Origin of the sequence: Pontibacterium sinense, assembly GCF_015209595.1 — a bacterium.
Classification (GTDB): domain Bacteria; phylum Pseudomonadota; class Gammaproteobacteria; order Pseudomonadales; family Balneatricaceae; genus Pontibacterium; species Pontibacterium sinense.
Window position 1 is genome coordinate 132,526 of sequence record NZ_JADEYS010000001.1, and the last position, 22,576, is coordinate 155,101.

General features: G+C 52.3%; 20 protein-coding genes and 1 pseudogene. 13 read left to right on the forward strand and 8 right to left on the reverse strand.

What is annotated here, in order from left to right; genetic code table 11:
• Window positions 1-723: 723 nt before the first annotated feature.
• From IOQ59_RS00605 to IOQ59_RS00620, 4 genes are all read left to right on the forward strand, one after another.
• Window positions 724-1,647, forward strand: a complete 924-nt coding sequence (locus IOQ59_RS00605; RefSeq protein ID WP_193951309.1) for a DMT family transporter — start codon at window positions 724-726, stop codon at window positions 1,645-1,647.
• A gap of 254 nt (window positions 1,648-1,901) precedes the next feature.
• Window positions 1,902-2,759, forward strand: coding sequence for a phosphate/phosphite/phosphonate ABC transporter substrate-binding protein (locus IOQ59_RS00610; RefSeq protein ID WP_193951310.1), 858 nt, complete (start codon window positions 1,902-1,904; stop codon window positions 2,757-2,759).
• Entirely contained in the window at window positions 2,759-5,482 is a 2,724-nt protein-coding gene (locus IOQ59_RS00615) for a bifunctional diguanylate cyclase/phosphodiesterase (RefSeq protein WP_193951311.1), read from the forward strand. Before IOQ59_RS00610 ends, IOQ59_RS00615 begins: the two co-directional genes overlap by 1 nt.
• Before the next feature lie 26 nt (window positions 5,483-5,508).
• On the forward strand, window positions 5,509-6,279 hold the full coding sequence (locus tag IOQ59_RS00620) for a sulfite exporter TauE/SafE family protein (RefSeq protein WP_193951312.1): 771 nt from the start codon (window positions 5,509-5,511) through the stop codon (window positions 6,277-6,279).
• Between the two features lie 2 nt (window positions 6,280-6,281).
• Here the strand turns inward: IOQ59_RS00620 and IOQ59_RS00625 are convergent, their stop codons facing one another.
• Together IOQ59_RS00625 and ilvD are read right to left on the reverse strand one after the other, a co-directional pair.
• Window positions 6,282-6,692, reverse strand: a complete 411-nt coding sequence (locus IOQ59_RS00625; protein WP_193951313.1) for an arsenate reductase/protein-tyrosine-phosphatase family protein — start codon at window positions 6,690-6,692, stop codon at window positions 6,282-6,284.
• Between the two features lie 248 nt (window positions 6,693-6,940).
• On the reverse strand, window positions 6,941-8,773 hold the full coding sequence (gene ilvD / locus IOQ59_RS00630; RefSeq protein ID WP_193951314.1) for a dihydroxy-acid dehydratase: 1,833 nt from the start codon (window positions 8,771-8,773) through the stop codon (window positions 6,941-6,943).
• A gap of 142 nt (window positions 8,774-8,915) precedes the next feature.
• On the opposite strand from ilvD, the pseudogene ald reads away from it, so the two are divergent.
• The 8 genes and pseudogenes from ald (at window position 8,916) to IOQ59_RS00670 (ending at window position 14,391) form a co-directional block, all read left to right on the forward strand.
• Window positions 8,916-10,043, forward strand: a pseudogene (gene ald, locus IOQ59_RS00635) (alanine dehydrogenase).
• Between the two features lie 52 nt (window positions 10,044-10,095).
• Entirely contained in the window at window positions 10,096-10,344 is a 249-nt protein-coding gene (locus IOQ59_RS00640; RefSeq protein ID WP_193951316.1) for a hypothetical protein, read from the forward strand.
• Window positions 10,341-11,000: a Crp/Fnr family transcriptional regulator gene (locus IOQ59_RS00645; protein ID WP_193951317.1), complete on the forward strand. Its 660-nt coding sequence runs from the start codon at window positions 10,341-10,343 to the stop codon at window positions 10,998-11,000. Before IOQ59_RS00640 ends, IOQ59_RS00645 begins: the two co-directional genes overlap by 4 nt.
• A gap of 71 nt (window positions 11,001-11,071) precedes the next feature.
• Window positions 11,072-11,266 carry a YgaP family membrane protein gene (locus IOQ59_RS00650; protein ID WP_193951318.1) on the forward strand — a complete coding sequence of 65 codons (195 nt, stop codon included), beginning with the start codon at window positions 11,072-11,074 and terminating at the stop codon, window positions 11,264-11,266.
• A gap of 143 nt (window positions 11,267-11,409) precedes the next feature.
• A complete protein-coding gene (locus tag IOQ59_RS00655; protein WP_193951319.1) occupies window positions 11,410-11,958 on the forward strand; it encodes a glycine zipper 2TM domain-containing protein in 549 nt (182 codons plus the stop codon).
• Between the two features lie 23 nt (window positions 11,959-11,981).
• Window positions 11,982-12,293, forward strand: a complete 312-nt coding sequence (locus IOQ59_RS00660) for a PepSY domain-containing protein (protein ID WP_193951320.1) — start codon at window positions 11,982-11,984, stop codon at window positions 12,291-12,293.
• Between the two features lie 23 nt (window positions 12,294-12,316).
• Window positions 12,317-13,003 (forward strand): response regulator transcription factor, encoded by a 687-nt coding sequence (locus IOQ59_RS00665; protein ID WP_193951321.1) that lies wholly within the window; start codon window positions 12,317-12,319, stop codon window positions 13,001-13,003.
• On the forward strand, window positions 13,003-14,391 hold the full coding sequence (locus tag IOQ59_RS00670) for an ATP-binding protein (RefSeq protein ID WP_193951322.1): 1,389 nt from the start codon (window positions 13,003-13,005) through the stop codon (window positions 14,389-14,391). The genes IOQ59_RS00665 and IOQ59_RS00670 overlap by 1 nt, the downstream gene beginning before the upstream one ends.
• An 18-nt stretch (window positions 14,392-14,409) precedes the next feature.
• Here the strand turns inward: IOQ59_RS00670 and IOQ59_RS00675 are convergent, their stop codons facing one another.
• From IOQ59_RS00675 to IOQ59_RS00700, 6 genes are all read right to left on the reverse strand, one after another.
• Window positions 14,410-15,423, reverse strand: a complete 1,014-nt coding sequence (locus tag IOQ59_RS00675) for a M48 family metallopeptidase (protein WP_193951323.1) — start codon at window positions 15,421-15,423, stop codon at window positions 14,410-14,412.
• Window positions 15,423-16,445, reverse strand: a complete 1,023-nt coding sequence (locus IOQ59_RS00680) for a YjgN family protein (RefSeq protein WP_193951324.1) — start codon at window positions 16,443-16,445, stop codon at window positions 15,423-15,425. Before IOQ59_RS00680 ends, IOQ59_RS00675 begins: the two co-directional genes overlap by 1 nt.
• A gap of 67 nt (window positions 16,446-16,512) precedes the next feature.
• Window positions 16,513-17,850 (reverse strand): amino-acid N-acetyltransferase, encoded by a 1,338-nt coding sequence (gene argA, locus IOQ59_RS00685; RefSeq protein WP_371871805.1) that lies wholly within the window; start codon window positions 17,848-17,850, stop codon window positions 16,513-16,515.
• Complete coding sequence (gene argE / locus IOQ59_RS00690; RefSeq protein WP_193951325.1) at window positions 17,847-19,001, reverse strand: acetylornithine deacetylase; 1,155 nt, start codon at window positions 18,999-19,001, stop codon at window positions 17,847-17,849. The genes argA and argE overlap by 4 nt, the downstream gene beginning before the upstream one ends.
• Window positions 19,002-19,245: 244 nt before the next feature.
• Window positions 19,246-20,511 (reverse strand): inorganic phosphate transporter, encoded by a 1,266-nt coding sequence (locus tag IOQ59_RS00695; protein ID WP_193951326.1) that lies wholly within the window; start codon window positions 20,509-20,511, stop codon window positions 19,246-19,248.
• 28 nt (window positions 20,512-20,539) lie between these two features.
• Window positions 20,540-21,220: a TIGR00153 family protein gene (locus tag IOQ59_RS00700; RefSeq protein WP_193951327.1), complete on the reverse strand. Its 681-nt coding sequence runs from the start codon at window positions 21,218-21,220 to the stop codon at window positions 20,540-20,542.
• Window positions 21,221-21,392: 172 nt separating this feature from the next.
• Here IOQ59_RS00700 and IOQ59_RS00705 point away from each other — a divergent pair, with 172 nt between their 5' ends.
• On the forward strand, window positions 21,393-22,526 hold the full coding sequence (locus IOQ59_RS00705) for a CYTH domain-containing protein (protein ID WP_193951328.1): 1,134 nt from the start codon (window positions 21,393-21,395) through the stop codon (window positions 22,524-22,526).
• Window positions 22,527-22,576: the final 50 nt, after the last annotated feature.

Below are 22,576 nucleotides of genomic sequence, written 5' to 3' on the forward strand. Positions count from 1 at the left end.
ATCCTGTGAATAATTGTCGGCATCCCTTCCCGCAATGTGGGTGATGTACAGAGATGACTGAGCGTAGGTGTGGTGGCCGTTGGTTTGGAGCAGGGTGTGGATAATATGTCGCTGATACCGGTTCAGTGAAACGACGTATATATCACGGAAGCGGAGGCGACGGGCAAAGGAGTGGATGTGATATCGACTGATAAATCACGCGCTTTGGTCCATAACAGTGACGTTGCTGTTTGGTCAACATGATGCTGTGGTACCTGCGGGGTATCGCCCGTGGTTTCTGTGCTTTGGGGATTTTTAGGTTGTGATGAAAGTTATCGCTTTCGAAACTGTTCGGTCAATCTCAGGTGCAAGCGGGACGATTGATCATGGGGCGGAGTCGCGATATGAAATGTGCTTAGAGAGGTACCATCCCTGGTCAGTCCTTGCCGGTGACACTCCTGACCGGTCTTGTGGAGTATCTTAACCGGACAGTGTGAAAGTTTTGTGAAACCGAGCGCCGAATCTTATCCAAGAAATCTGTGTATAACTGTGTGAATTACTTTGGGGCAGATGCTTGTAGCGCCCGTGCGCCGCAGACTGATCAGTTTTGCCTCGCTTTTATACAAGTGTAACAATTTTTTAGGCTAATTATTTCTTTTATGTATCATGTTATGGAGAGGGGATTCCGTTGCTAAGCGGTGATCGTCGCTTCATATTTCTAGAGGTGTTAATGAGTGAGTATTGATGGGTAATAAGGTACTTGATCGCTTTGCGGTCATCCTACTGCTGGGATTGTGTGTGATCTGGGGTTTACAGCAGGTTGCGATTAAATTTGCACTGGAAGGGATCTCGCCAATGATGCAGGCGGGGTTGCGTTCTATTGGTGCAACGATTCTGCTTTGTTTATGGATGCGTTGGCGCGGCGTCAAAATTTTCGAGCGCGATGGCACTGCCTGGTGGGGCCTGTTGGCGAGTCTGTTGTTTAGCGGCGAGTTTCTTTTGTTGTACTGGGCGTTGGAATACACGACAACGTCTCGTGGCGTTGTTTTTCTGTATACATCGCCGTTTATCGTGGCACTCGGCGTACATTTTTTTGTGCCGGGTGAGCGCTTACGCCTGCTTCAGGTGATTGGTCTATGTTGTGCGTTTGGTGGCATCGTGGTGGCCTTTGGCGATAACGGCGGAGCGGGAGATACATTGGTTGGCGATATGATGGCATTGCTGGCCGCAGTATTTTGGGGGGCTACGACTGTTGTAATCAAAGCCTCACCCCAGAGAATGCTGCCAGCTGAACGCGTTTTGTTATACCAGCTGGCAGGTTCTGCAGTCGCGTTGCCGCTCTTGTCTCTGGCCTTTGGGGAAGCCGGTGTCACGTCTTTGACCATGCCGGTGATTGCGTCGATGTTGTTCCAGATTGTGATGGTGGCCTTTGTCTCATACCTCGCCTGGTTCTGGCTGATTCATCGCTATCAGGCATCCAAAATTTCATCGTTTGGTTTCTTCTCCCCGTTATTTGGTGTGTTCTTCGGTTTCCTGATCATGGATGAAGCGATTACACCTATATTCATCGTGGCCCTGGTCTTGGTAGCGGCAGGCATCTATCTGGTGAATAAACCTCAGGCGGTAAAACAAACGCTCGTGGATAAAAGCTCGCTACCAGAGTCCTGATGCACGAACCCACATGCTTATTCACAGAATCTGTGTATAAGCATGTGCATAGGGTTTTGATAGCTTCCAGCAGCCCCGTGAGATGGGGGATGCTGAGGGTTGGTGGTAGATTGCACAGGCAGGACACAATATCAGGGCATACATGTACAAACGTTCGTTTGAATGTTGTGCGGGTCGAGTCTATCTTAACTGTTTGCGGTCACGTTGTTATGATGCTGACTAGCTTATCGGTAACCCACTGATGTTGTAGCAAAATGAATAGACTGAAGCAGATGTTTAATAACTGTGCCAAGGATGGGCTAAGTATGATCCTGGGCTTGGTGTTGATGCTGCCGGGTTTGGTGACCGCCAAAGAAAGTTACAGCTTTGCCGTTGTGCCTCAGTACAGTGCTAGTGAAACCTATCGGGTTTGGCAGCCAATCATTTCATATCTGAATAAACACCTCTCTTTCTCCTTACAGTTGGAAACAACGCCTGATATCGAATCTTTTGAAAAACAGTGTCAAAGAGGGATATTCGATTTTGCGTTTGTGAACCCCTATCACACCCTCTGGTTACATGAAGCTTTAGGATATGTGCCGGTGTTAACGGATCTGCAGAGTCAGGTGAACGGTATCATTGTCAGTCGTAAAGGGGCGGGGATCAGCCAAGTGACACAGCTGGCGGGAATGCAGCTGGTGTTTCCTTCGCCAAACTCGCTGGGTGCATCGATGATGATCCGGCGCGACCTCACCGAGCGGTTCCAGCTCTCTTTTTATCCGCGCTATGTAAAAAGTCATTCGTCGGTCTATCTGAATGTTGCTCTGGGCATGGCGGAGGCAGGCGGTGGTGTGCAAAAGACACTGGAAAGACAGCCTGCACATATTCGGGATAAATTACAGGTGATCTATCGCACGGAAAACTTTCCATCCCATCCGATCATTGTTCACCCTCGGGTACCAGACGTGATTCGGGAAACCGTGGTTGCCGAACTACTCAAGTTGTCTCAGAATGATGAATTCAGGGCGCTACTAAGGAATGTGCCTGTTAATCAACTGGGTCCAGTGTCTTTCAGCGATTATAAACCGCTGCAGCAGTCAGGATTGGAAGCCTACTACGAGGAACAACGCTGATGCGGAGCTTTCAGGCGAAGCTTGTACTGCCCTTGGTGCTGCTGGTTCTGCTGATCGGTGCATTCATGGAGTTTCACTGGTTGCCAAATTGGCAACAGCATGAGGTAGAAGATCGTCTGACGCAGGAAAAAGTTTATTTGGAACTGCTGGGGACAGTGCTGCGTAACCCCATACTGACCAGTGATATGGCGGCAGTTTACGATGTGTTAGACCAGCTGTCGTTAGACCGAAAACACTGGCAAAGCCTGACGCTGACCCGCACGGACGGTTTACTGCTCTATCCGATGACACAACCGGATCAACAGTTTGCCGCAACCCATTGGCTGGCCGCAGATGTGATGTTTGAGGATCGCGCGCTGGCAAAGCTGAGTCTCTCTCTGGATCTATCACCGTTCCTCGAAGCTGAACGGGATCGTTTGCGGATGTTAGAGCTGATATTGCTGGCGGTCGCGTTACTGGCGGCCGTTGTTATCGGCTGGATGCAGCGCCAACTGGTGTTGAAACCGATCGACCGGATATCCGGTACCGCCCGTCAGATCGCAGAAGGCGACTTCTACTCTCCGATTCCCGCCCATCCGCCACAAAGTGGATTGCAGGATTTCTTTCAAGCATTTCGCGTGATGCGCGATTCCATTGCGGAAAAACACGAAGAACTCAGTCAGCAGATTGTTGAACGTGAAAATGCTGAGCGTCGTTTGAACGATTCTCAGCGTGTAGCGCTACTGGGGTGTTGGGAGTGGCACGGAGAAACAAATAGTTTCTGGTGTTCTGACAGTATGCTGCCGATCATGTATTTGTCGGAACTGGGAACGCTGGATTTCGACAGTTTCTTTTCTCAGATCCATCCGGCAGATGCGTCAGCGGTGAAGTCGGAATTCGAACGCCTTGCTCAGGACGGTGGTTCATTTGAAGCCGAGTTCCGGGTGAACTCTCCCGCTGGATTGAAATATGTGCACATGATCGGGCAGCACGACCGCAGCAGCGGGCGGAGTTTTGGTACCTGTCAGGATGTGACTGAGCGGAAAGATATTGAGTCGTCTCTGCGGAAGTTATCCAGTGCGATTACCTACAGCGGCTCGTCGGTGATGATCACCGATATTATTGGCACCATTGAATATGTGAACCCTAAATACACGGAAGCGACCGGTTATCATCTGGGTGAGCTGCTGGGACAGCAACCCGAAATCCTCAGCCGACAGTGGATGTCGACCAGCAAATACGAAACCCTGTGGCAGTCTATCCTGGCGGGCAAAAACTGGCGGGGTGAACTGCAAAGCCTGCGCAAAGATGGTTCGACGTTCTGGTCTCTGGTATCGATCTCGCCGATTAAAAACGAATTTGGTGAGCTGACCCATTTCGTGATTGTGCTGGAAGATGTGTCTGAGCTGAAACTGGCCCATGCCAAAATGGAGCAACTGGCGCTCTATGATGAGTTGACGGGGCTGGCTAATCGTCGCCTGTTTTACAGTAAGCTCGGACTGTTGCTGGATAACCTGAATGAATCCACCATCGGTGCAGTGATGTTGCTTGATCTGGATTTCTTCAAAACAATCAATGACACCCGTGGCCACCATATTGGTGATGAACTGCTAAAAGCAGTGGCCCGTCGCTTACGCCATGCATTGCAGGAACAGGATGTAGCGGCCCGTTTAGGCGGTGATGAGTTTGCGTTGTTGATCAGCCCGGTGGAAAGTGAAGAGCGCGTGATGCATATCGCCGAGCGAATACTGTCTGCACTCACTCGGCCGTTCAGCATTGATGATACCGAGTTACAGGTCACCACCAGTCTGGGGATTGCACTGGTTCCCAAAGACGGTACCGAGCCGGATTCTTTGCTCAAACATGCGGACCTCGCGATGTACCAGGCGAAGGAGATGGGACGTAACCAGTTCCGTTTCTTTACTGAATCTTTACACGAACAACTACAGACCTATATTCGCTTTACCCGTGAAATGCCCGTCGCGCTGGAGAAAGGTGAGTTCTTGCTGAACTATCAGCCGCAGGTGGACCTGAAGACGGGCGAGATTATCGGCGCGGAGGCCCTGATCCGCTGGCAGCATCCGGAGCTGGGTATTGTGCCGCCGCCGGAGTTCATTTCTGTGGCAGAAGAGACCGGATTTATTGTCCCGCTGGGGCGCTGGGTGATCGCAACGGCATGTGAAGCCCTGCGCGAATTGAAAGCATCCGGGTATGGTCATCTGCGTGTGGCGGTTAACCTCTCTGCCCGCCAGTTCCGTGACCCGCAGTTGATTAGTATGATCAGTCAGATCCTTAAAGATACCGATGTCGCACCCGATCAGCTGGAAATTGAGATTACGGAAACCCTGCTGATGCATGATGTGCAGCAGGCGATTAACACGCTACAGGAGCTACAGGCGCTGGGTATGACCATTGCGATTGATGACTTCGGGATCGGTTATTCTTCGTTTAACTATCTGAAAACACTGCCGATTAACGTGTTGAAAGTGGATCGGGAATTTATCAAAGATATTCCGGATCATCTGGATGATATGGAGATAACGGCGGCTATCATTTCAATGGCTCACCGTCTCAACTTACGGGTAGTCGCTGAAGGGATTGAAACTCAGGTACAGCAGGTCTTTCTTGAAGAGCATGCCTGTGATTTCGGTCAGGGTTATTTGTTCAGCCGCCCCGTACCACTGGATCGGTTTATGGCGCTGCTACCGGCCACGGAAGCCCGTGCCCAGGAACTCAGTGACTGATCTATGTCGTTGAGATAAAGGAATATATGTCATATTGGATCGACTTGCTGGGTGCCGGTGTTCTGGATCTAACCACTGTACTGTTGTTGATTATTGCCGCAGCGTTCACTTCTTTTCTGACCGCTGCAGTGGGGATTGGCGGGGGCGTTCTTCTGCTGGCGATTCTGGCCAGTATTCTGCCGATAGGCGCGCTGATCCCGGTGCATGGGTTAGTGCAGGTCGGTTCCAACGGCAGTCGCGCGATGATGACATGGCGGCATATCGATTGGCCAATGCTACGCTACTTTGCCATCGGTGCGATCTTAGGTGCGGTACTGGCATCGTTTGTGGTGGTGCAGTTACCGCTGGAGTGGATTCAGTTCAGTGTCGCATTATTCATTCTCTATCTGGTATGGGGACCTAAACCGGCTAAGCGTGAGTTGAGCAGCCGTGGGCGTATCGGCGCGGGTGCGCTGACAACACTGGTATCGATGTTTGTCGGGGCCACGGGCCCGCTGGTGGCGGGTTTCGTTCATCGGCAGGACTATGACAAGTTACGCCTGACGGCAACATTTGCCAGCTGTATGACCTTCCAGCACCTGCTAAAAATGCTGGTGTTTACCGTGGTGGGGTTTGCCTTCTGGCAATGGTTACCGCTGGTGTTGTTGATGATCGCGGGTGGGGCCGTTGGATCATGGCTGGGTTTGAAAGTGCTGAACCGGGTGTCGACCCGGCAGTTTAAGCGTCTGTTCCGACTGGTTGTCTCTGTGATGGCACTGCGGCTCCTGTGGGAAGCCGCCAGTGTGTACATGATCTGACATTAGATCAGGTGTTTGGTGCTGAACAAAAGGCGCAGGCGGTCTGCTAACTCCATCTCCAGATGACGTACCTCTTCCCAACTGTCCGCATGATGAAAGTCCCAACGAATATGTTGAGTGTCTGAGGCCAGCTCAGGTAATGCCGCGTGTGACTTATCGCACAAGGTGATAATCATATCGAAGGCCTGATCTTTCATATCGTCCAGTGTATTGCTGGTCAAAGCAATCTCCGGGCCGTTCAGGTCGCTCGCAAGCTGGTGAATAAAGTCAGGAATAGCGTGTGGCTCGGGGCCTGCACTGTAGGCACTCACACGCCCATGGCTGATCTTTGTTGCAAGGATTTCGGCCAATTGAGAACGTACAGCGTTGTGGCGGCAGATAAACAGTACTTTCGCAGCAGTGGTGTCAGTCATGGAAAAGCTCCCTTCGTTATAAATGACTGTGTCTTATCTCTGCATAACGACAGCGCATAAGTACAGGATAATAGATACTGAGCATAGCCTAACTAACTGAACTGCAAACATAAAAAAACACCGTGTCATAAAGATGTAAACTTCTGTCGTTTGAAACTGAGTTCAAAACGTCGGAAATCTGTCTGTATGAGACGGTGTTTTTAGCAGACTTCGGGACGCGGGAAACGTCCCAAAGCCATTGGTCTGTATCAGTCCAGCTGACTCAGGTCGCGTACCGCGCCTTTATCCGCTGACGTTGCCAGTTTTGCATAAGCCTTCAGGGCTGCAGACACTTTACGTGGACGCTCTGCGACCGGTTTCCAGCCCAGCTGGTCCTGTTCCGCACGACGTTCAGCCAGCTCTTCATCGGACAACAGCACGTTGATCGTGCGGTTCGGGATATCGATACGGATGATGTCGCCGTTTCGTACCAGACCAATTGCGCCGCCCGCCGCCGCTTCCGGAGACACGTGACCGATCGACAGGCCGGAAGTACCGCCAGAGAAACGACCATCGGTCAGCAGAGCACAGGCTTTACCCAGACCTTTAGACTTGATGTAAGAGGTTGGGTACAGCATTTCCTGCATACCCGGACCACCACGTGGACCTTCGTAACGTACGATCACCACGTCACCGGCTTTCACTTTATCTTCCAGAATGTTGCTGACCGCTTCATCCTGAGATTCGGTGATGTGTGCAGGGCCTTCAAAGACCAGAATGGATTCGTCTACACCGGCAGATTTCACCACGCAGCCGTCCAGTGCGATGTTACCGTGCAGTACGGCGAGACCACCTTCCAGAGAGAAGGCGTTTTCCAGGGAACGGATACAACCGTTTTCACGGTCACCGTCCAAGGTAGGCCAGCGTGTTGCCTGACTGAAGGCGATCTGAGTTGGGATGCCTGCAGGACCCGCTTTATAGAATTCCATCACTTCTGGTGTTGGGTTGCGCATGATATCCCATTCGTCCAGCGCGTCTTTCATCGTTGGCGCGTGTACGGTGGGTACGTCGGTGTGCAGTTTACCGGCGCGGTCCAGCTCGCCCAGAATACCCATGATACCACCGGCACGGTGAACGTCTTCGATATGGTATTTCGGCGTGTTGGGTGCAACTTTACACAGCTGAGGGACTTCCAGAGACATACGATCGATATCTTTCAATGTGAAATCGATCTCTGCTTCCTGAGCAATCGCCAGCAAGTGCAGGATGGTATTGGTGGAACCGCCCATGGCGATATCCAGCGTAATTGCGTTTTCGAAGGCTTTAAAACCAACAGAACGTGGCAGTACGCCTTCATCTTCCTGTTCGTAGTATTTCTTCGCCATCTCAACGATGGTGCTACCTGCACGCAGGAACAACTGTTCACGGTCGGCGTGGGTTGCGACAACAGTGCCATTACCCGGCAGTGCCAGACCCAGCGCCTCAGCCAGACAGTTCATGGAGTTCGCGGTAAACATACCGGAGCAGGAACCACAGGTTGGGCACGCAGAACGTTCGACTTCGTCGACCAGTTCGTCAGAGGCATTTGGATCAACGGCCAGTACCATCGCATCGACCAGATCCAGCTTGTGCTCGGACAGTTTGGTCTTGCCGGCTTCCATTGGGCCGCCAGAGACGAAAATAACCGGGATATTCAGGCGCATCGCCGCCATCAGCATCCCCGGTGTGATTTTGTCACAGTTGGAGATGCAGACCAGAGCGTCAGCACAGTGGGCGTTAACCATGTACTCAACGGAGTCAGCGATAATGTCACGGGAAGGCAGGGAGTAGAGCATTCCGTCGTGACCCATTGCGATGCCGTCGTCGACAGCAATGGTATTGAATTCTTTAGCGACACCACCCGCTTTCTCAATTTCACGTGCGACCAGCTGGCCCATGTCCTTCAGATGGACGTGGCCTGGTACGAACTGGGTGAAAGAGTTGGCAACGGCGATGATCGGTTTATGAAAGTCATCGTCCTTCATACCGGTAGCACGCCACAGAGCACGGGCGCCCGCCATGTTGCGACCTGCGGTGGAGGTCTTGGAGCGATATTGAGGCATGAAAAGATCCTTCAGGCTTAATTCTTGGATGTCATTGGATCGGCCAGTATATCAGAACTGATGAATATCTGACCTCTACAGAGTGTCCTACACTGTAAGACTGTATCTCATATGACTTAATTTCATGGAATGGAGGTAGGTTATGCTGATTGGCATCCCCAAAGAGATCAAAGTGCATGAATATCGGGTGGGGTTAACCCCCGCGGGTGTGCACGAACTCATCAATCAGGGGCATCAGGTTCTGGTTGAGCAGTTTGCGGGCATGGGTGTTGGCTATGTGGACGACGACTACGCCAAAGTGGGGGCTTCAGTGGTGGGTACCGCTGAGGAGGTGTACCTCAATTCCGAAATGATCATCAAAGTGAAGGAACCGCAGCCGCGTGAGTGCAACATGCTTTCCGAAGGGCAGCTGCTGTTTGCCTATCTGCATCTGGCGGCGGATCAACAACAGACCGAAGCGCTGATGAGGTCTGGCTGTACAGCTCTCGCATTTGAAACGGTGACATCCCCCAGTGGTGGCTTGCCGTTGCTGGCTCCGATGAGTGAAGTTGCAGGGCGCATGTCGATTCAGGCCGGGGCACACTGCTTGGAAAAAGCGCAGGGCGGTAGAGGTATCCTGCTGGGAGGAGTCCCCGGCGTGTTACCAGCCAAAGTGGTGGTGCTTGGCGGTGGTGTGGTGGGTGAGAATGCAGCCCGCATGGCGTTGGGACTGGGGGCGCAAGTCACAATTATTGATCGCTCGATTCCCCGTCTGAAACAACTGGATGCGCAGTTTGGTGGTTGCTTACAAACGCTTTACTCCACACAAGACAATATTGAAAATGCAGTGTTAGCAGCAGATCTGATCATTGGTGCGGTGCTGATACCGGGCGCGGCGGCTCCTAAGCTGGTGACCTGCGATATGGTGTCGGCGATGAAGCCTGGTACCGTGATGGTAGATGTGGCAATTGATCAGGGTGGTTGTTTCGAAACCAGTCGTCCAACAACCCATCAGGAACCTGTCTACGAAGTGGATCATGTGGTGCACTACTGTGTGGCCAATATGCCCGGTGCTGTCGCCCGCACATCTGCACTGGCTCTGGAAAATGCGACACTGCCCTACGTTTTGGCCTTGGCGACAAAAGGTTGGCAGCAGGCTTTGTAGGACGATCCGTACTTTGCGAACGGGTTGAATATCCATCATGGTCAGATCACCTGTCCCGGTGTGGCGGATGCGTTTAATCTGCCCCTCATACCAATGGAGCAGGTGCTTGAGAATAATCGGACTTGATTGCTGGCGGTTGATCGGGGAGTCTATGGCAACCTTGTATAGGGAGACCAAGATGTCCTCAATTGATAAGAAAAAATTACGCTCCGATATTTGGATGCAGCGTCTGATGAAAACCGGGATTCCGGTGGCGATTGTCAGCGTTTTGAGCCTGTGGTTAGGCTGGTGGCTGCAAGAACCTGCATTGGGTCAGGTATTTATTGTGACGGCAGGGATTGCTCTGATTATCGGCCTGATCTACAACGTACGTTTTGTCATCCTGTCTGTGCGCCAGCTCAAAGATAAAGAAAAAGGCAGTAAATGAGTGCAGAGGCGCTGATAGATCGTTACTCAGCGCTGGCTGAGCTGGATGCAGAAGGGCGTGAACTGCTCTTGCAGGCACGCCGGGTTGAGTTACCAGCAGGCACGGTGATCTTTCGTCACGGAGATTCCTGCGACCATTTTGTGATGCTGGTGTCGGGGCGTATTAAGGTGATGACGCGTTCGGCAGCCGGACGGGAATTACTGCTCTATCGTATTGATCAGCTCGGTACGTGTGTACTGACGACGTCTTGCCTGCTTGGGCATCAGAACTACCCCGCGGAAGGTATCGCTGAGACCGATGTAGTGGCTTATCTGCTGCCGCGATCAGCTTTTCAACAGGCCGTGGATAATTCTCCAGCGCTGCGCACCTTTATTTTTGACTCCTACGCTGAACGGCTGGCGGGACTGATTCATCTGGTGCAGGCAGTTTCCTTTGAAAACATCGAACAGCGTTTATCCGCACACCTGCTGCAACGGGCCGATGAAAAGGGTGTCGTGCGTGAGTCCCATCAGTTGATTGCGGATGAACTGGGTACCGCCCGGGAAGTGATTAGCCGCAAGCTTCAGGTGCTGGCTCAAAAAAATATTCTGGTGTTAGGGCGTGGGCGAATCACTCTGCTTGATCCTGATGCACTGCAATACCCTCAATGTGACTAAAGTCACAGATGGCGAGCTCCTTGGACGGGATACTGAATGTAACTTCATGTTTATCTGTCCGGGAGAGCGTTATGGAAAAGAATATAGGTAGTTTGGATAAAGCTATTCGTGTCTTGGTGGGCCTCGTTTTACTGGCGCTGGTATTTGTCGGTCCGCAGTCTGTTTGGGGCTGGGTCGGGTTGCCGGTCATCCTGATCGCTTTGTTTGGTTGGTGTCCGCTATACAAAATATTGGGTGTGAGTACCTGTAAACGCTGCAATAACTGATCCACACAGGTTATTTCCTTCCTTACGATAAAACGCCGCTTCTTTAAGCGGCGTTTTTTTTCAGTTCAGTAAAGATTCATCCGCTGGCCCCTACTCTGTAGTCATTCTTACAACGAACCTGCTAAGCAGATAGGAGTGACGTGATGAAAAAGCTGATACTGACCGCCCTGCTCAGCGTGGGTGTGATAGCAACCCAGGCGGAGGCACGCAGCTGGGATAAGGGACATCCAAAACATAAGGACTTTGCCCGCGTTGTGCATGTACAGCCCATCTACCATCGGATTGAACGCAGTATTCCCCGCGAAACTTGCTGGAATGAGCGCGTACAGGTGCAGCAGCCACACCGTTATCGAAACGATTCTTATACGGATGAAATACTGGGTGGCATCATCGGTGGTGCTATTGGTAACGCCGTGGGGCATAACAAATCGAACAAAAAGGTTCAGGCCGCCATTGGTGCTGCATTGGGCGCTTCGATCGCGCACGATATGAACCGTCCCCGTCACCGTGATTACGGTGTAAGCTACCGGGATGAGCAGCGTTGTGCGGTCGAACATGATGTGGAGTATCATGAAGAAGTTTCTGGATACAACGTTACGTACCGCTATCACGGACGGGAATATCAAACCCGGACACGGCGGCATCCGGGTAAACGCATCAGAGTGCAGGTTGATGTTCGGCCGGTACACTGAGGTTAATGCTTAAGGGGTTGGGAATGTACAAAGGGATTGGCACAACGACGGCAAAAGCAGGCGGTGTATTAGGTTTATCACTGATGCTGATGTTCAGTCCGGCTATATCTGCTGCGCCGGTAACCAGCCCAGCGGCCAGTATGCTACTGGCCCAAAATTCGATCAGCCTGCAGCAGGCGGTCGCCCGTGTTAAGGAAAAATATGGCGGGCGGGTTTTGAAAGCAGAACCCGTTACAGTTAAAGGTCGGGCCGGGTATCGCATCCGGGTTATGAGTAACGGACGTATTCGTGAATTTCTTGTAGATGCGTCCAGTGGAAAGTTGATGCGACCCTGAACAGCCCGAAAGAGGAAGGTGCAATGAAACTGCTTGTTGTTGAAGATGAACCGGATCTACGTCGTCAGCTGGTCAAAGCGATGGAAGGTCGTGGTTACACAGTCGAAGATTGTGAAGATGGCGAAGAGGCGCTCTATCTGGGGCGCGAATATCCGTACGATCTGGCGATTGTGGATCTGGGCTTGCCCAAGTTGTCGGGCGTTGATGTGATTAAACGCTGGCGTGCTGAAGAAAAGCGTTTCCCCATCATTATTCTGACCGCCCGTGGTGATTGGCAGGATAAGGTGGAAGGATTGGAAGCGGGGGCGGATGACTATCTGGTTAAGCCGTTTCATATGGAAGAGCTGGCTGCACGCCTGAATGCATTGCTGCGTCGTACGGCGGGTCATGCTAAGCCGGAATTTGAATTCGGTCCACTGCGCATCGATACCACAGGCCGGGTGGTTTACCGTAACGATGAGCCGGTGTCACTCACCAGCTACGAATATAAAACGTTCGAATATTTAGTCCTGCATGCGGGTAAAACCGTGTCTAAGACTGAGCTGACTGAGCACTTGTACCATCAGGATTATGACCGCGACAGCAACGTACTGGAGGTGTTTATCCGCCGCCTGCGTCAGAAGCTGGATCCGGATCAGGATATACAACCGATCACGACCGTACGTGGTATGGGATATCGATTTGATTTGAAACCGGTGCAAAAAGACTGATGACAGCTGCTTGGCCCTTTCGCTTGTCCTTGTTGCGTTCGATTCAGGGCCGTTTGTTGGTGGCATCGGCGCTGATTCTACCTGTTGTTATGTTGCTGGCAGGGTTGGCGCTAAAAAATGCCTATTACAGCAGTCAGGAAGTGGCCGTGAAAGAGCGGCTGCAGTTACAGGTTTATCTCCTTTTGGGCAGTATCGAGCTGGGTGATCAGCTGGTGGTACTGCCACAATCTCTTCAGGAACCCCGTTATGCCCAGATTGGTTCGGGTTTATACGGTGTTATCCACAACGGTAGCGGACGACTGTTATGGCGATCGGAGTCTTCACGGTTGTTGCCCGAAAGCCAGGTCAGCGCCAATTTTCAGTTGCCGACCGTATTAACGGCAGGCGCATCCACGTTTGATCATTTGCCCGACGCGGGCATGTTCCGTTATCGCTTTAGTGTGATCTGGGAGCTTAATGGCAAAGAGATGCCGTTGCAGTTCACGGTTATGGAAGCGGATCAACCTGTGTTGAAAGCCTCTGCGGCTTATTTCCGACAGTTGATGTTCTGGCTGGCGGCGGTGTTAGTGGTCGCACTTCTGGCACAGGTGTTGATTATGCGCTGGGGTATTCATCCACTGAAAGGTCTGGCGCGTGATCTGAAAATGATCGAGCAGGGCGATGCAGATCGATTATCCGGGCGCTACCCCAGTGAAGTTCAGCCGGTGACCGATAACCTCAATCGCCTGATCGACAGCGAACGTCAGCAACGGGAACGGTATCGCAATACACTCGGGGATCTGGCCCACAGTTTGAAAACGCCGCTTGCCGTCATACGTGGTGCCGGCGAAGAGCAGTTACCTCTGCACGAATATGGATCGGTTGTTGATGAACAGGTCGAACGCATGGATCAGATCGTCCAGTATCAGTTGGCGCGTGCGGTCAAATCTCAAGGTGGTGGGTTGGCGCAGGCGGTCTCAGTTAAAGCGGTTGTGGATCGCATGCTGGGAGCGCTGGATAAGGTGTATCGGGATAAAGGTGTGTGTTCGGATGCGCAGGTCAGCGAAATGCTGGGTTTTGCCGGTGATGAACGTGATCTGATGGAAGTGCTGGGTAACCTGTTAGAAAACGCTTACAAGTATGGCGACAGTCAGGTACGGATTACCGGCCAGCTTGCAAAGGAAAGTCTGTACCTGGAGATCGAGGATGATGGGCCCGGTGTTAATCCGGAGGCACGGCAGGTGATTTTGGAGCGTGGTGCGCGTCTGGATACCTCTATTCAGGGACAGGGTATTGGTCTTTCAGTGGCAGTGGATATTGTGAGCTCATACGATGGACAGCTAGAAGTCGCAGAATCAGACTTAGGTGGTGCGCGGTTTAAAGTGACGCTGCCGGGTGGCAGCGTCTAATCCAGCTGTTCAGCGGGATTACTTGGCATCCTCTAGCATCTGCACACGACGCTCTGTGGCAGGATGGGAGCTGAACCAGTCGGGCATATTGCCGTGTTTGGTGTTGTTCTCCAGCTTTGTCAGCAACGCCGCCAAGTGTTTTACGTCCATATTCTCCTGTCGCATATAGTCGATGGCAAACTGATCTGCCTCTTCTTCAAAGCGACGTGAGTAGCTCTTTTCAACCAGTAAAGTGGGCAAAGCCGCGAGCACGGTGGTTGCTGCACTCATATCTCCGGTAACTGCCGTGATAATCAGCGGATAGGTGCTACTTTGCAAAATCATCCGCAGGCTGTGCCGGTGTTCCACATGACCAACTTCATGGGCTAATACACCCTGAATCCCTTGAGGGTGATCGGCGAGTTCGATCAACTGGTCGGTAATCACAATATCCCCTGAAGGCAGCGCGAATGCATTGGGGCCCATGATGCCACCGTCACGGAAATGCAGTCGATAATTGAAATCAGAATGCTGATTGTCGGCGATCTCGCGGAACTGTTGGCGCAGCGCCTGTTGCTGCTCCTCGGGTAATTTACTGTCGCTGAACAGCCCCGATTGATCCAATACTGTGAGTGTTTCAGCGCCCAGTTCCTGCATGATGCTGATAGGCAGGCGCTGTGCTACCTTGTCGGCGATAGCAGGCAAACCGGCGGCCATAAACCACCAGATCATCAGTCCGGTGATCACGACGGCGGCTAAGGCATAACGCAACTTGCTTTCCAGTGTGTGAATCAGATCAGGGCGCTTGTGGGCCTCCGGAATATACTGCTCACAGAGTTGATCAATCAGGTCGTTTTGGCTGGATTCCAGGCGACTGCCATCAGGCAGGTCCAGAAAACGTGGCGTATTACCGATACGGGGGCTGACCTTCAGCTGCTGCCATTGCCATTGCAGGTCATTCGGTAACTTGAAATAGCCGGACGGGCCAATCTCCAGCATACAGGCTGTGCGCTTGGAGGTTTGTCCATCGTAAAAATAGGCTTCGAGTTGCATTAAACACCAAACTCCAGATCCAGGGTTTCACCCAGTTCCTCACCTAACGCGTTCTGCTGATCCTGCTGTGCCTGTACAAACTGGTCCAGATCACCGTGTATGTGAGCCGATGTGCAGGTGGCGCGGTAATTCGCGCTGCGGATCATTGCCCAGGGAGTGGCCAATCCTAGCGTGAACACGATGGCAAAAGTATTGCTGATAAATATCCACAGGTAGGCCAGCGTTCTCATTCGGCTTTCAAAGCGGTGCTCACCCAAGCGCAAATTGTTCAGCGTTAGATTCATCACCTGAACTTTGATATACGCATAAACCAAATAGTAAAACGGCAGAATCACCAGTGGGATCAGCGGTATCAGTGTCGGTGCTGCAGTTTGTACCAAAAAGAATAAAACACCGGTAGAGATCATCAGAAACAAGGCTGACAGGTAGATGGAATAGAACGCACCCGCTTTAAATTCTGCAGACATTTGGGTATCACCAAAGCGGCTGTGGTTTGCCAGCCACCGTTGCTGTCGGCACACGGCGTAGGGATAGAGTAATCCGGCGGTGAGCGCACTGCCTATGGGTAGTAAGACATAGGCGATCAGTGCTTGCACATAACCGCCGTCAAAGCCAAAGCGGATGTTACGGTAACGGGTATTAAAGTGTCGGAACATCATGGAACGAACGATAATCCAGGGCAGCACTGCGGCGAATAGCAGCATTATCGGAAAGGCTGCGAGAGGGAAAAAATTAGTAATGACCTGATAGAGTATAAACAGACCGAATGCGATCAGGCGTCCTTTCAGTATCTGTATCGGTAGGGCGGTATACTCAAAACTGGAGCCGCCGAGGGTGGTATGTCCGTAAAAGTATTGATGCGTGCGGACTTTGGCCCAGGCTGAGTAGATGCCGAGCGTCAGAATCGTCAGGCATAGGTTGACGATCCAGATACGGAAGAATTCACCGGCTTTGCCGTGAAACTGAAAATCGAGTACCTGAGGCTCCTGTATAGCGAGCTTGGGTTGAACCGGTTCGTTCATGGATGATATTCCTTAATCAGTCTGGGGAGGCCTCATCCTGAGGCCATGGTTAAAACCGTATTTGAGTTTAGAGCGGTTTAGCGAACACTTTTGAGTTTCGCTGTAAATTGTAGAGTGACTTTTTCTCGGTGGGCAGAGAGCCTACCGGCACCTCTTTGAATCCACGCTCCACAAACCAGTGTGCGGTGCGGGTCGTCAGGACAAACAGCTGTTCCAACCCCTGAAGGCGTGCCTGTTTCTCCACGGCTTGCAGCAACATATCGCCGCGATCTCCTCCCCGGTACTCCGATGAGATCGCCACGCAGGCCAGTTCTCCGGTTTTCTCCTGCGCAAAAGGATAGAGCGCAGCGCAGCCGATAATCGCACCATCACGTTCCACCAATGTGAAGCGTTCGATTTCGCTCTCCAGCAACTCGCGGGAGCGACGTACCAGAATGCCCTGCTCCTCCATTGGCTGGATCATTTCCAGCAGGCCGCCAACGTCTTCAATGCTGGCCTGACGGATTTGCTCGTAGGACTCCTGCAGCACCATCGTGCCGGACCCTTCGCGGGTGAACAGTTCGGTGATCAGTGCGCCGTCTTCCTGATAGCTGATCAGATGGCAGCGGTTCACACCTTCACGACAGGCTTGTACTGAGGCCAGTAAGTTTCGTGACAGCTCCGTGTGGGGTTTATCGCTTTGCTCCAGCCCTGCCAGATAGCTGCTCACCAGCCGTTCGGCTTTCCGGGTGAGCACTTCACTGCGCAGTTGCTGTTTACTGTCGAGGACCCCTTTGTCCGCGCCAAACAGCAGTAGCTTGTCGGCGTTAAGCGATACGGCGGTGCGGGTGGCCACATCTTCAACGGCAAGGTTAAAAATTTCGCCGGTCGGTGAGTACCCCAGATGTGACAGCAGGACGATATTGCCCTGATCCAGGTGTTGATTGATCGCTTCACTGTCGACCCGGCGAACTTCGCCGGTATGCCCCAGATCCACACCGTCATCCACTCCGACCGGACGCGCAGTCACAAAGTTACCCGACACGACACGGATTCGGGCTCCGTGCATAGGGGTATTGGACAGGCCCATCGATAGCCGTGCTTCTATCTCGGTGCGCACCGAGGCTGCGGCCTCAATCACGCAGCGCAGCGTCTCGGCATCGGTGACACGGCGGTGATGATGCAGTTGTGGTTTTAACCCCTGCTGGGCCAGACGGGTCTCAATTTGTGGACGCGAGCCATGCACCAGCACCAGTCTGACACCGAGACTATTCAGCAGCGCAATGTCATGGACGATGTGGTCGAAGTTGGGGCTGGCCACAGCTTCGCCACCCAGCATCAGCACGAAGGTTTTACCCCGATGTGTATTGATGTACGGCGATGAGTGGCGGAACCAGTTAACGTATTGTTTTATATCGTTTATCACAGGCAGTACTTAGCGATCATTTGCTCTAGTATCGCAACTGTAGGCTTAATCTGGTCAAAAGCCAAATACTCGTCTGGTTGGTGCGCCTGATCAATTGATCCAGGCCCCATAACAATAGTATCCATGCCCAGATCCTGCAGGAACGGTGCTTCAGTGCCAAATGCCACACTTTGGGCTGTATAGCCCGTGAGCTTTTCGGCGGTTTGTACTAGTTCAGAGCTGGCGTCATTCTGAAACGGCGGAATGCCAGGAAACAGCGATTCAGAGGTGATCTGTACGCCGAACTCCTGTTCCAGCGGTTTAACGCGCTGCGCGACCGATTCACGTAAGTTATTGAGGTTCATGCCCGGCAGTGGCCTCAGATCGTATTCGAGATCACAGTGGCCACAGATCCGGTTCGGATTGTCTCCGCCATGCACGCAGCCCAGATTCAGCGTAGGTACGCTGACGGTAAAGTTGCTGTTGCTGTAGTCACGCTGAAGTTCCTGACGAAAGTCGATCAGCTTGCCCAGAACGGAATGCATTGCTTCCAGCGCGTTGGCACCCAGCGAAGGATCAGATGAATGACCAGCGCTGCCTTTGATGCGGATGCTCTCCATCATCATGCCTTTGTGCATGTATACCGGACGTAATCCCGTTGGTTCACCGATAACCGCATAGCGTGCTTTCGGCTTGCCGGCTTCTGCTAGCGCACGTGCGCCGTTCATGGAGCTTTCTTCATCCGCCGTGGCAAGAATAATCAGCGGTTGCTGCAGAGGCTGTTCGAGGAATTTTTTCGCCGCGGTAATTGCCAGTGGGAAAAAACCTTTCATGTCGCAGGTCCCCAGCCCGTAGAACCGATTATCTTTTTCGGTCAACCGAAACGGATTACTGGCCCAGAGTTCATCGTTGTAAGGCACCGTATCGGTATGGCCTGACAGAACCAGTCCCCCCGGACCACTGCCCAGTGTAGCGATCAGGTTCGCTTTATTGGGCGCCCCCGGAATGGGCATGACTTCGGTTTTGAAGCCCAGATTGGATAACCAGGTTTCCAGTTTTTCGATGACGTCGAGGTTGCTTTGATCAAGGCTGGGGTTGGTACAGCTGACCGATGGGCTGGCAATCAGTTCGGCAAGCATCGTAACAATATCGGGGCATTGATGGTTGGACATGGAGTCTCCGTTCTTCTTGTTATATGACCATCCCCATGACAGCAAACATGGGTGGGCGTCCGTATGGAATACCTTATTGTGCAACCATCAGGGACGAGGGTCTACGCTGGTCGGCGAAAAGTCTGAGATTCGTGTGCGGAGAGCGACAGGAAAGAAAAAGGATTTGAGGAGGCAGAAGGGAAGCTTGAAGAAGGAGGAACCTGCAAGAGCAGACGGTACAGGGTACCGTCTGCTCAACGGGGTATTAGCTAAACATGCCCTTGAACATAAAGAAGAACATGATTGCCAGACCCGCACCCGCAGGCAGGGTTACAACCCAGGATACGAAGATTGTACCGACAACTCGCAGGTTCAATGCAGCCATGCCACGTGCGATACCTACACCCAGTACAGCGCCGACCAGAGTGTGAGTTGTGGAGATTGGCAAACCGGTGCCGGATGCCACAACCACAGTCGTTGCAGCGGCCAGCGTTGCAGCAAAGCCACGGCTTGGTGTCAGCTCGGTAATGTTGTTACCAACCGTTGCGATAACTTTATGGCCGTACGTTACCAGACCGGCAACGATACCCCCACCACCCAGCAGCAGAATCCATGCCGGCATGGCTGACTTCTGCAGTACTTCACCACCAGCAGATACAACACCAACAATCGCTGCCAGAGGACCTACGGCGTTCGCTACGTCGTTAGAACCGTGGGCGAAAGCCATTGCACAGGCGGTGAACATCATCAGGATGCCGAACAGTTTCTCAACACTGGAGAAATGATACTCGCGATCTGCATCGGCATTCGGCTGGATCTTCTTCAGCATCATGGTGCCGATAAACATGGTGAAGAAACCGAATACGATCGAGATAAGCGCGCTCTGGCCCCAGCTCAGATCAAGACCTACGTGCTTCAGACCTTTAGTAAAGGTCACCATCGCGATGATAAAGCCCACCATGAAGATGTAGAACGGGATGTATTTCTTCGCGTTCTTAAATGGATCTTCAGTATCGAGGATGAGCTTTTGCACCGTTCGGAAGAGGAAGAACGATATGACCCCGGCGGTTAGAGGAGAGACCACCCAGCTCGCAACGATTTTAGCCACTTTGCCCCAGTTAACCGCATCAGCAGAAATACCCACGGCTGCGAAGCCTACAATCGCGCCGACAATCGTATGTGTCGTAGAGACCGGCCAGCCGAAGTAAGTCGCGATAAGCAGCCATGTACCCGCTGCAAGCAATGCCGCCATCATACCGAAGACCAGTAATTCGGGGGTGCCGGTGAGCAGTGCGGGGTCGATAATCCCTTTACGAATGGTGGCGGTTACAGCACCACCCGCCAGGTATGCACCGGCGAATTCGAACATGATGGCGATGATGATCGCCTGTTTCAGGGTCAGTGCTTTAGAACCAACCGAAGTGCCCATGGCGTTTGCGACGTCGTTTGCGCCAACACCCCAAGCCATGAAGAAACCAAAAATACACGCAAGGATGACAATCGTGTCACCATACTGAGCGATGATATCCATGAGGAATAATCCTGAAAAAACTTAAGAATTAACGAGCCATCAGCAGCTGTAAACGGCTGCCAACCTGCTGTGCGCGATCCGCCAGATCACCGATCCAGTTAATGATCTGATACAGGAACATCACATCAATCGGGTTCATATCTTTTTCGATCTGGAACAGTTCGAAACGGATGCCGCGTTCCAGTTCGTCGGTGCGGTGCTCCAGATCATCCAGTTCACCGATCATCTTCTCGACCAGATCGACTTCATGGCCACTGAAACCACTGGTCAGCAATTCATCCAGTTCATTCAGTGCAACCAGTGCTTTTTCGGACGTACTAAGTGCTGCGCGGACAAAATCAGTCATGTGGGGCTGAATAGCTTCCGGGATTGCCATCTGGCGACCCAGCATCAGTCCCGCGATATCCTTGGCACGGTTCGCGATCTTGTCCTGCATGCGCAGCAGTTCCAGCAGGTCCGTACGGGGTACCGGCAGGAAGATGCTTTTAGGCAGGTGTTGGCGAACCTCCTTTTTCATTACATCAGCTTCGCCTTCCAACGTTGCGATACGGTGCTGTACCTGAGAAGCAGTTTCCCAGTCATCAGCTTTTACCGCTTCGAAAAATGGAATCAGTTCTGAAGCACATTCCTGTGCCTTTGCAATGTGCTCCTGCATTGGTTTAAACGGCGAGCGCGCAAACATCTGCAAGATCGGATTATTGGTTACCATGGGAGTTAACCTGTGAGTGTAAAATTTGCGCGCCAGTATAAAGTGGCCTGTCACATGTTTGTAGTTGTATATACACGAAATATTCATGAAATTGACATCAAACTGACGCAAATCGAATTTGGACCCAAGACTGGGTTAGACTGTCGACTGAAGTAGAAGGAAGCTGTGGGTTATGGCGAAAGAAATCGAGTTAAAACTGAGTGTCAGTCGACACCACATTGAGTCTCTGAAACAGCAGCCGTTGTTTCAGTCTCCGCAGGTGATAGATCAAGGCGCTAAGGCGTTGAAAAATATCTATTTTGACACGCCGGAACAGGACCTGACGCAAGCGAGAGTTGCACTGCGCATCCGCGAGAAAGAGGGCCGGTATATTCAGACACTGAAAACCAGTGGTAAGGCTGAAGGTGGTTTGCATCAGCGCGCTGAGTGGGAATGGTATGTTGATCAGCCTGAACTGGACTTTGAACTGCTAAAGCAAACCGAATGGCCGGCGGCATTAAACGATCCCGCATTGCTGGCGCGGATCAAGCCTGTATTTGCGACGGACTTTATGCGCAATACCTGGTTGTATGATGGTGTTGGTGATGACGGTGAGCGTTTACTGATCGAAATTGCACTGGATCGCGGCCAGGCCTGGATCGGACAGGGTGAGGAGCGTAAACACGATGAAATCTGTGAGCTTGAGCTGGAATTGATGGCGGGCAGCCCGGCAGGCCTGTTCCGGGTTGCGCTGGAGCTGGGGCAACAGATTCCACTGTTGAGTTCTGATGTCAGCAAAGCGCAGCGCGGGTACCGGCTTTGCGCGCCGGAGAGTTATCAGGTGCGTGAACCTGAACAGAGTTTTGTCGAAGATGCGACGCTGGAACTGGCGTTCTGTCAGATGTTGCAGCGTGAATTGATGCTCTGGCCGCAGTATCTGGAAGCTTGGCAGTTTACGCGCGACTGGCAGTACGTGACGCTGGCACTGGAGTCATTGCGCAACATCGGCGGGCTGTATGAAAGTTTCAGCGATATCATTCCGGCTGATCCTGAAGGTGATCTGGACCAGTTGCTGACGAAACTGATTCGTCAGCTACGTGATGTGGATGCGTGGCACCGTACTGCGGGCCTGATGAACGGCAATGGCAAGGAGTGGCAGCACGAAGCGCAGAAAAAAGCGGAAGATCGTATGGAGGTGCTGTTGCAAACCGTAGGGCTGGGACAAATTGCTTTGCAGATCGGATTGCAGCTGGTTTCATTAAGTTGGCGAACACGCTGGAGTGAGGGGCACCAGGAGCGTGCGCAACGAAGATTGAATCTGGTGTGACAAAGCTCATGACCTCAGCTGCAGAGATTTGATAGGCTGGGGTCATGTCC

Bases quoted from the DNA above. Each gene is read 5' to 3' on its own strand.
- IOQ59_RS00645 (WP_193951317.1), top strand. From the start codon at position 10,341: ATGAGTGCAGAGGCGCTGATAGATCGTTACTCAGCGCTGGCTGAGCTG.
- ilvD (WP_193951314.1), bottom strand. From the start codon at position 8,773: ATGCCTCAATATCGCTCCAAGACCTCCACCGCAGGTCGCAACATGGCG.
- IOQ59_RS00625 (WP_193951313.1), bottom strand. From the start codon at position 6,692: ATGACTGACACCACTGCTGCGAAAGTACTGTTTATCTGCCGCCACAAC.
- IOQ59_RS00615 (WP_193951311.1), top strand. From the start codon at position 2,759: ATGCGGAGCTTTCAGGCGAAGCTTGTACTGCCCTTGGTGCTGCTGGTT.
- IOQ59_RS00650 (WP_193951318.1), top strand. From the start codon at position 11,072: ATGGAAAAGAATATAGGTAGTTTGGATAAAGCTATTCGTGTCTTGGTG.
- IOQ59_RS00665 (WP_193951321.1), top strand. From the start codon at position 12,317: ATGAAACTGCTTGTTGTTGAAGATGAACCGGATCTACGTCGTCAGCTG.
- IOQ59_RS00695 (WP_193951326.1), bottom strand. From the start codon at position 20,511: ATGGATATCATCGCTCAGTATGGTGACACGATTGTCATCCTTGCGTGT.
- IOQ59_RS00605 (WP_193951309.1), top strand. From the start codon at position 724: ATGGGTAATAAGGTACTTGATCGCTTTGCGGTCATCCTACTGCTGGGA.
- IOQ59_RS00705 (WP_193951328.1), top strand. From the start codon at position 21,393: ATGGCGAAAGAAATCGAGTTAAAACTGAGTGTCAGTCGACACCACATT.
- IOQ59_RS00675 (WP_193951323.1), bottom strand. From the start codon at position 15,423: ATGCAACTCGAAGCCTATTTTTACGATGGACAAACCTCCAAGCGCACA.
- IOQ59_RS00620 (WP_193951312.1), top strand. From the start codon at position 5,509: ATGTCATATTGGATCGACTTGCTGGGTGCCGGTGTTCTGGATCTAACC.
- argE (WP_193951325.1), bottom strand. From the start codon at position 19,001: ATGTCCAACCATCAATGCCCCGATATTGTTACGATGCTTGCCGAACTG.
- IOQ59_RS00640 (WP_193951316.1), top strand. From the start codon at position 10,096: ATGTCCTCAATTGATAAGAAAAAATTACGCTCCGATATTTGGATGCAG.
- IOQ59_RS00610 (WP_193951310.1), top strand. From the start codon at position 1,902: ATGAATAGACTGAAGCAGATGTTTAATAACTGTGCCAAGGATGGGCTA.
- IOQ59_RS00680 (WP_193951324.1), bottom strand. From the start codon at position 16,445: ATGAACGAACCGGTTCAACCCAAGCTCGCTATACAGGAGCCTCAGGTA.
- IOQ59_RS00700 (WP_193951327.1), bottom strand. From the start codon at position 21,220: ATGGTAACCAATAATCCGATCTTGCAGATGTTTGCGCGCTCGCCGTTT.
- IOQ59_RS00660 (WP_193951320.1), top strand. From the start codon at position 11,982: ATGTACAAAGGGATTGGCACAACGACGGCAAAAGCAGGCGGTGTATTA.
- IOQ59_RS00655 (WP_193951319.1), top strand. From the start codon at position 11,410: ATGAAAAAGCTGATACTGACCGCCCTGCTCAGCGTGGGTGTGATAGCA.
- IOQ59_RS00670 (WP_193951322.1), top strand. From the start codon at position 13,003: ATGACAGCTGCTTGGCCCTTTCGCTTGTCCTTGTTGCGTTCGATTCAG.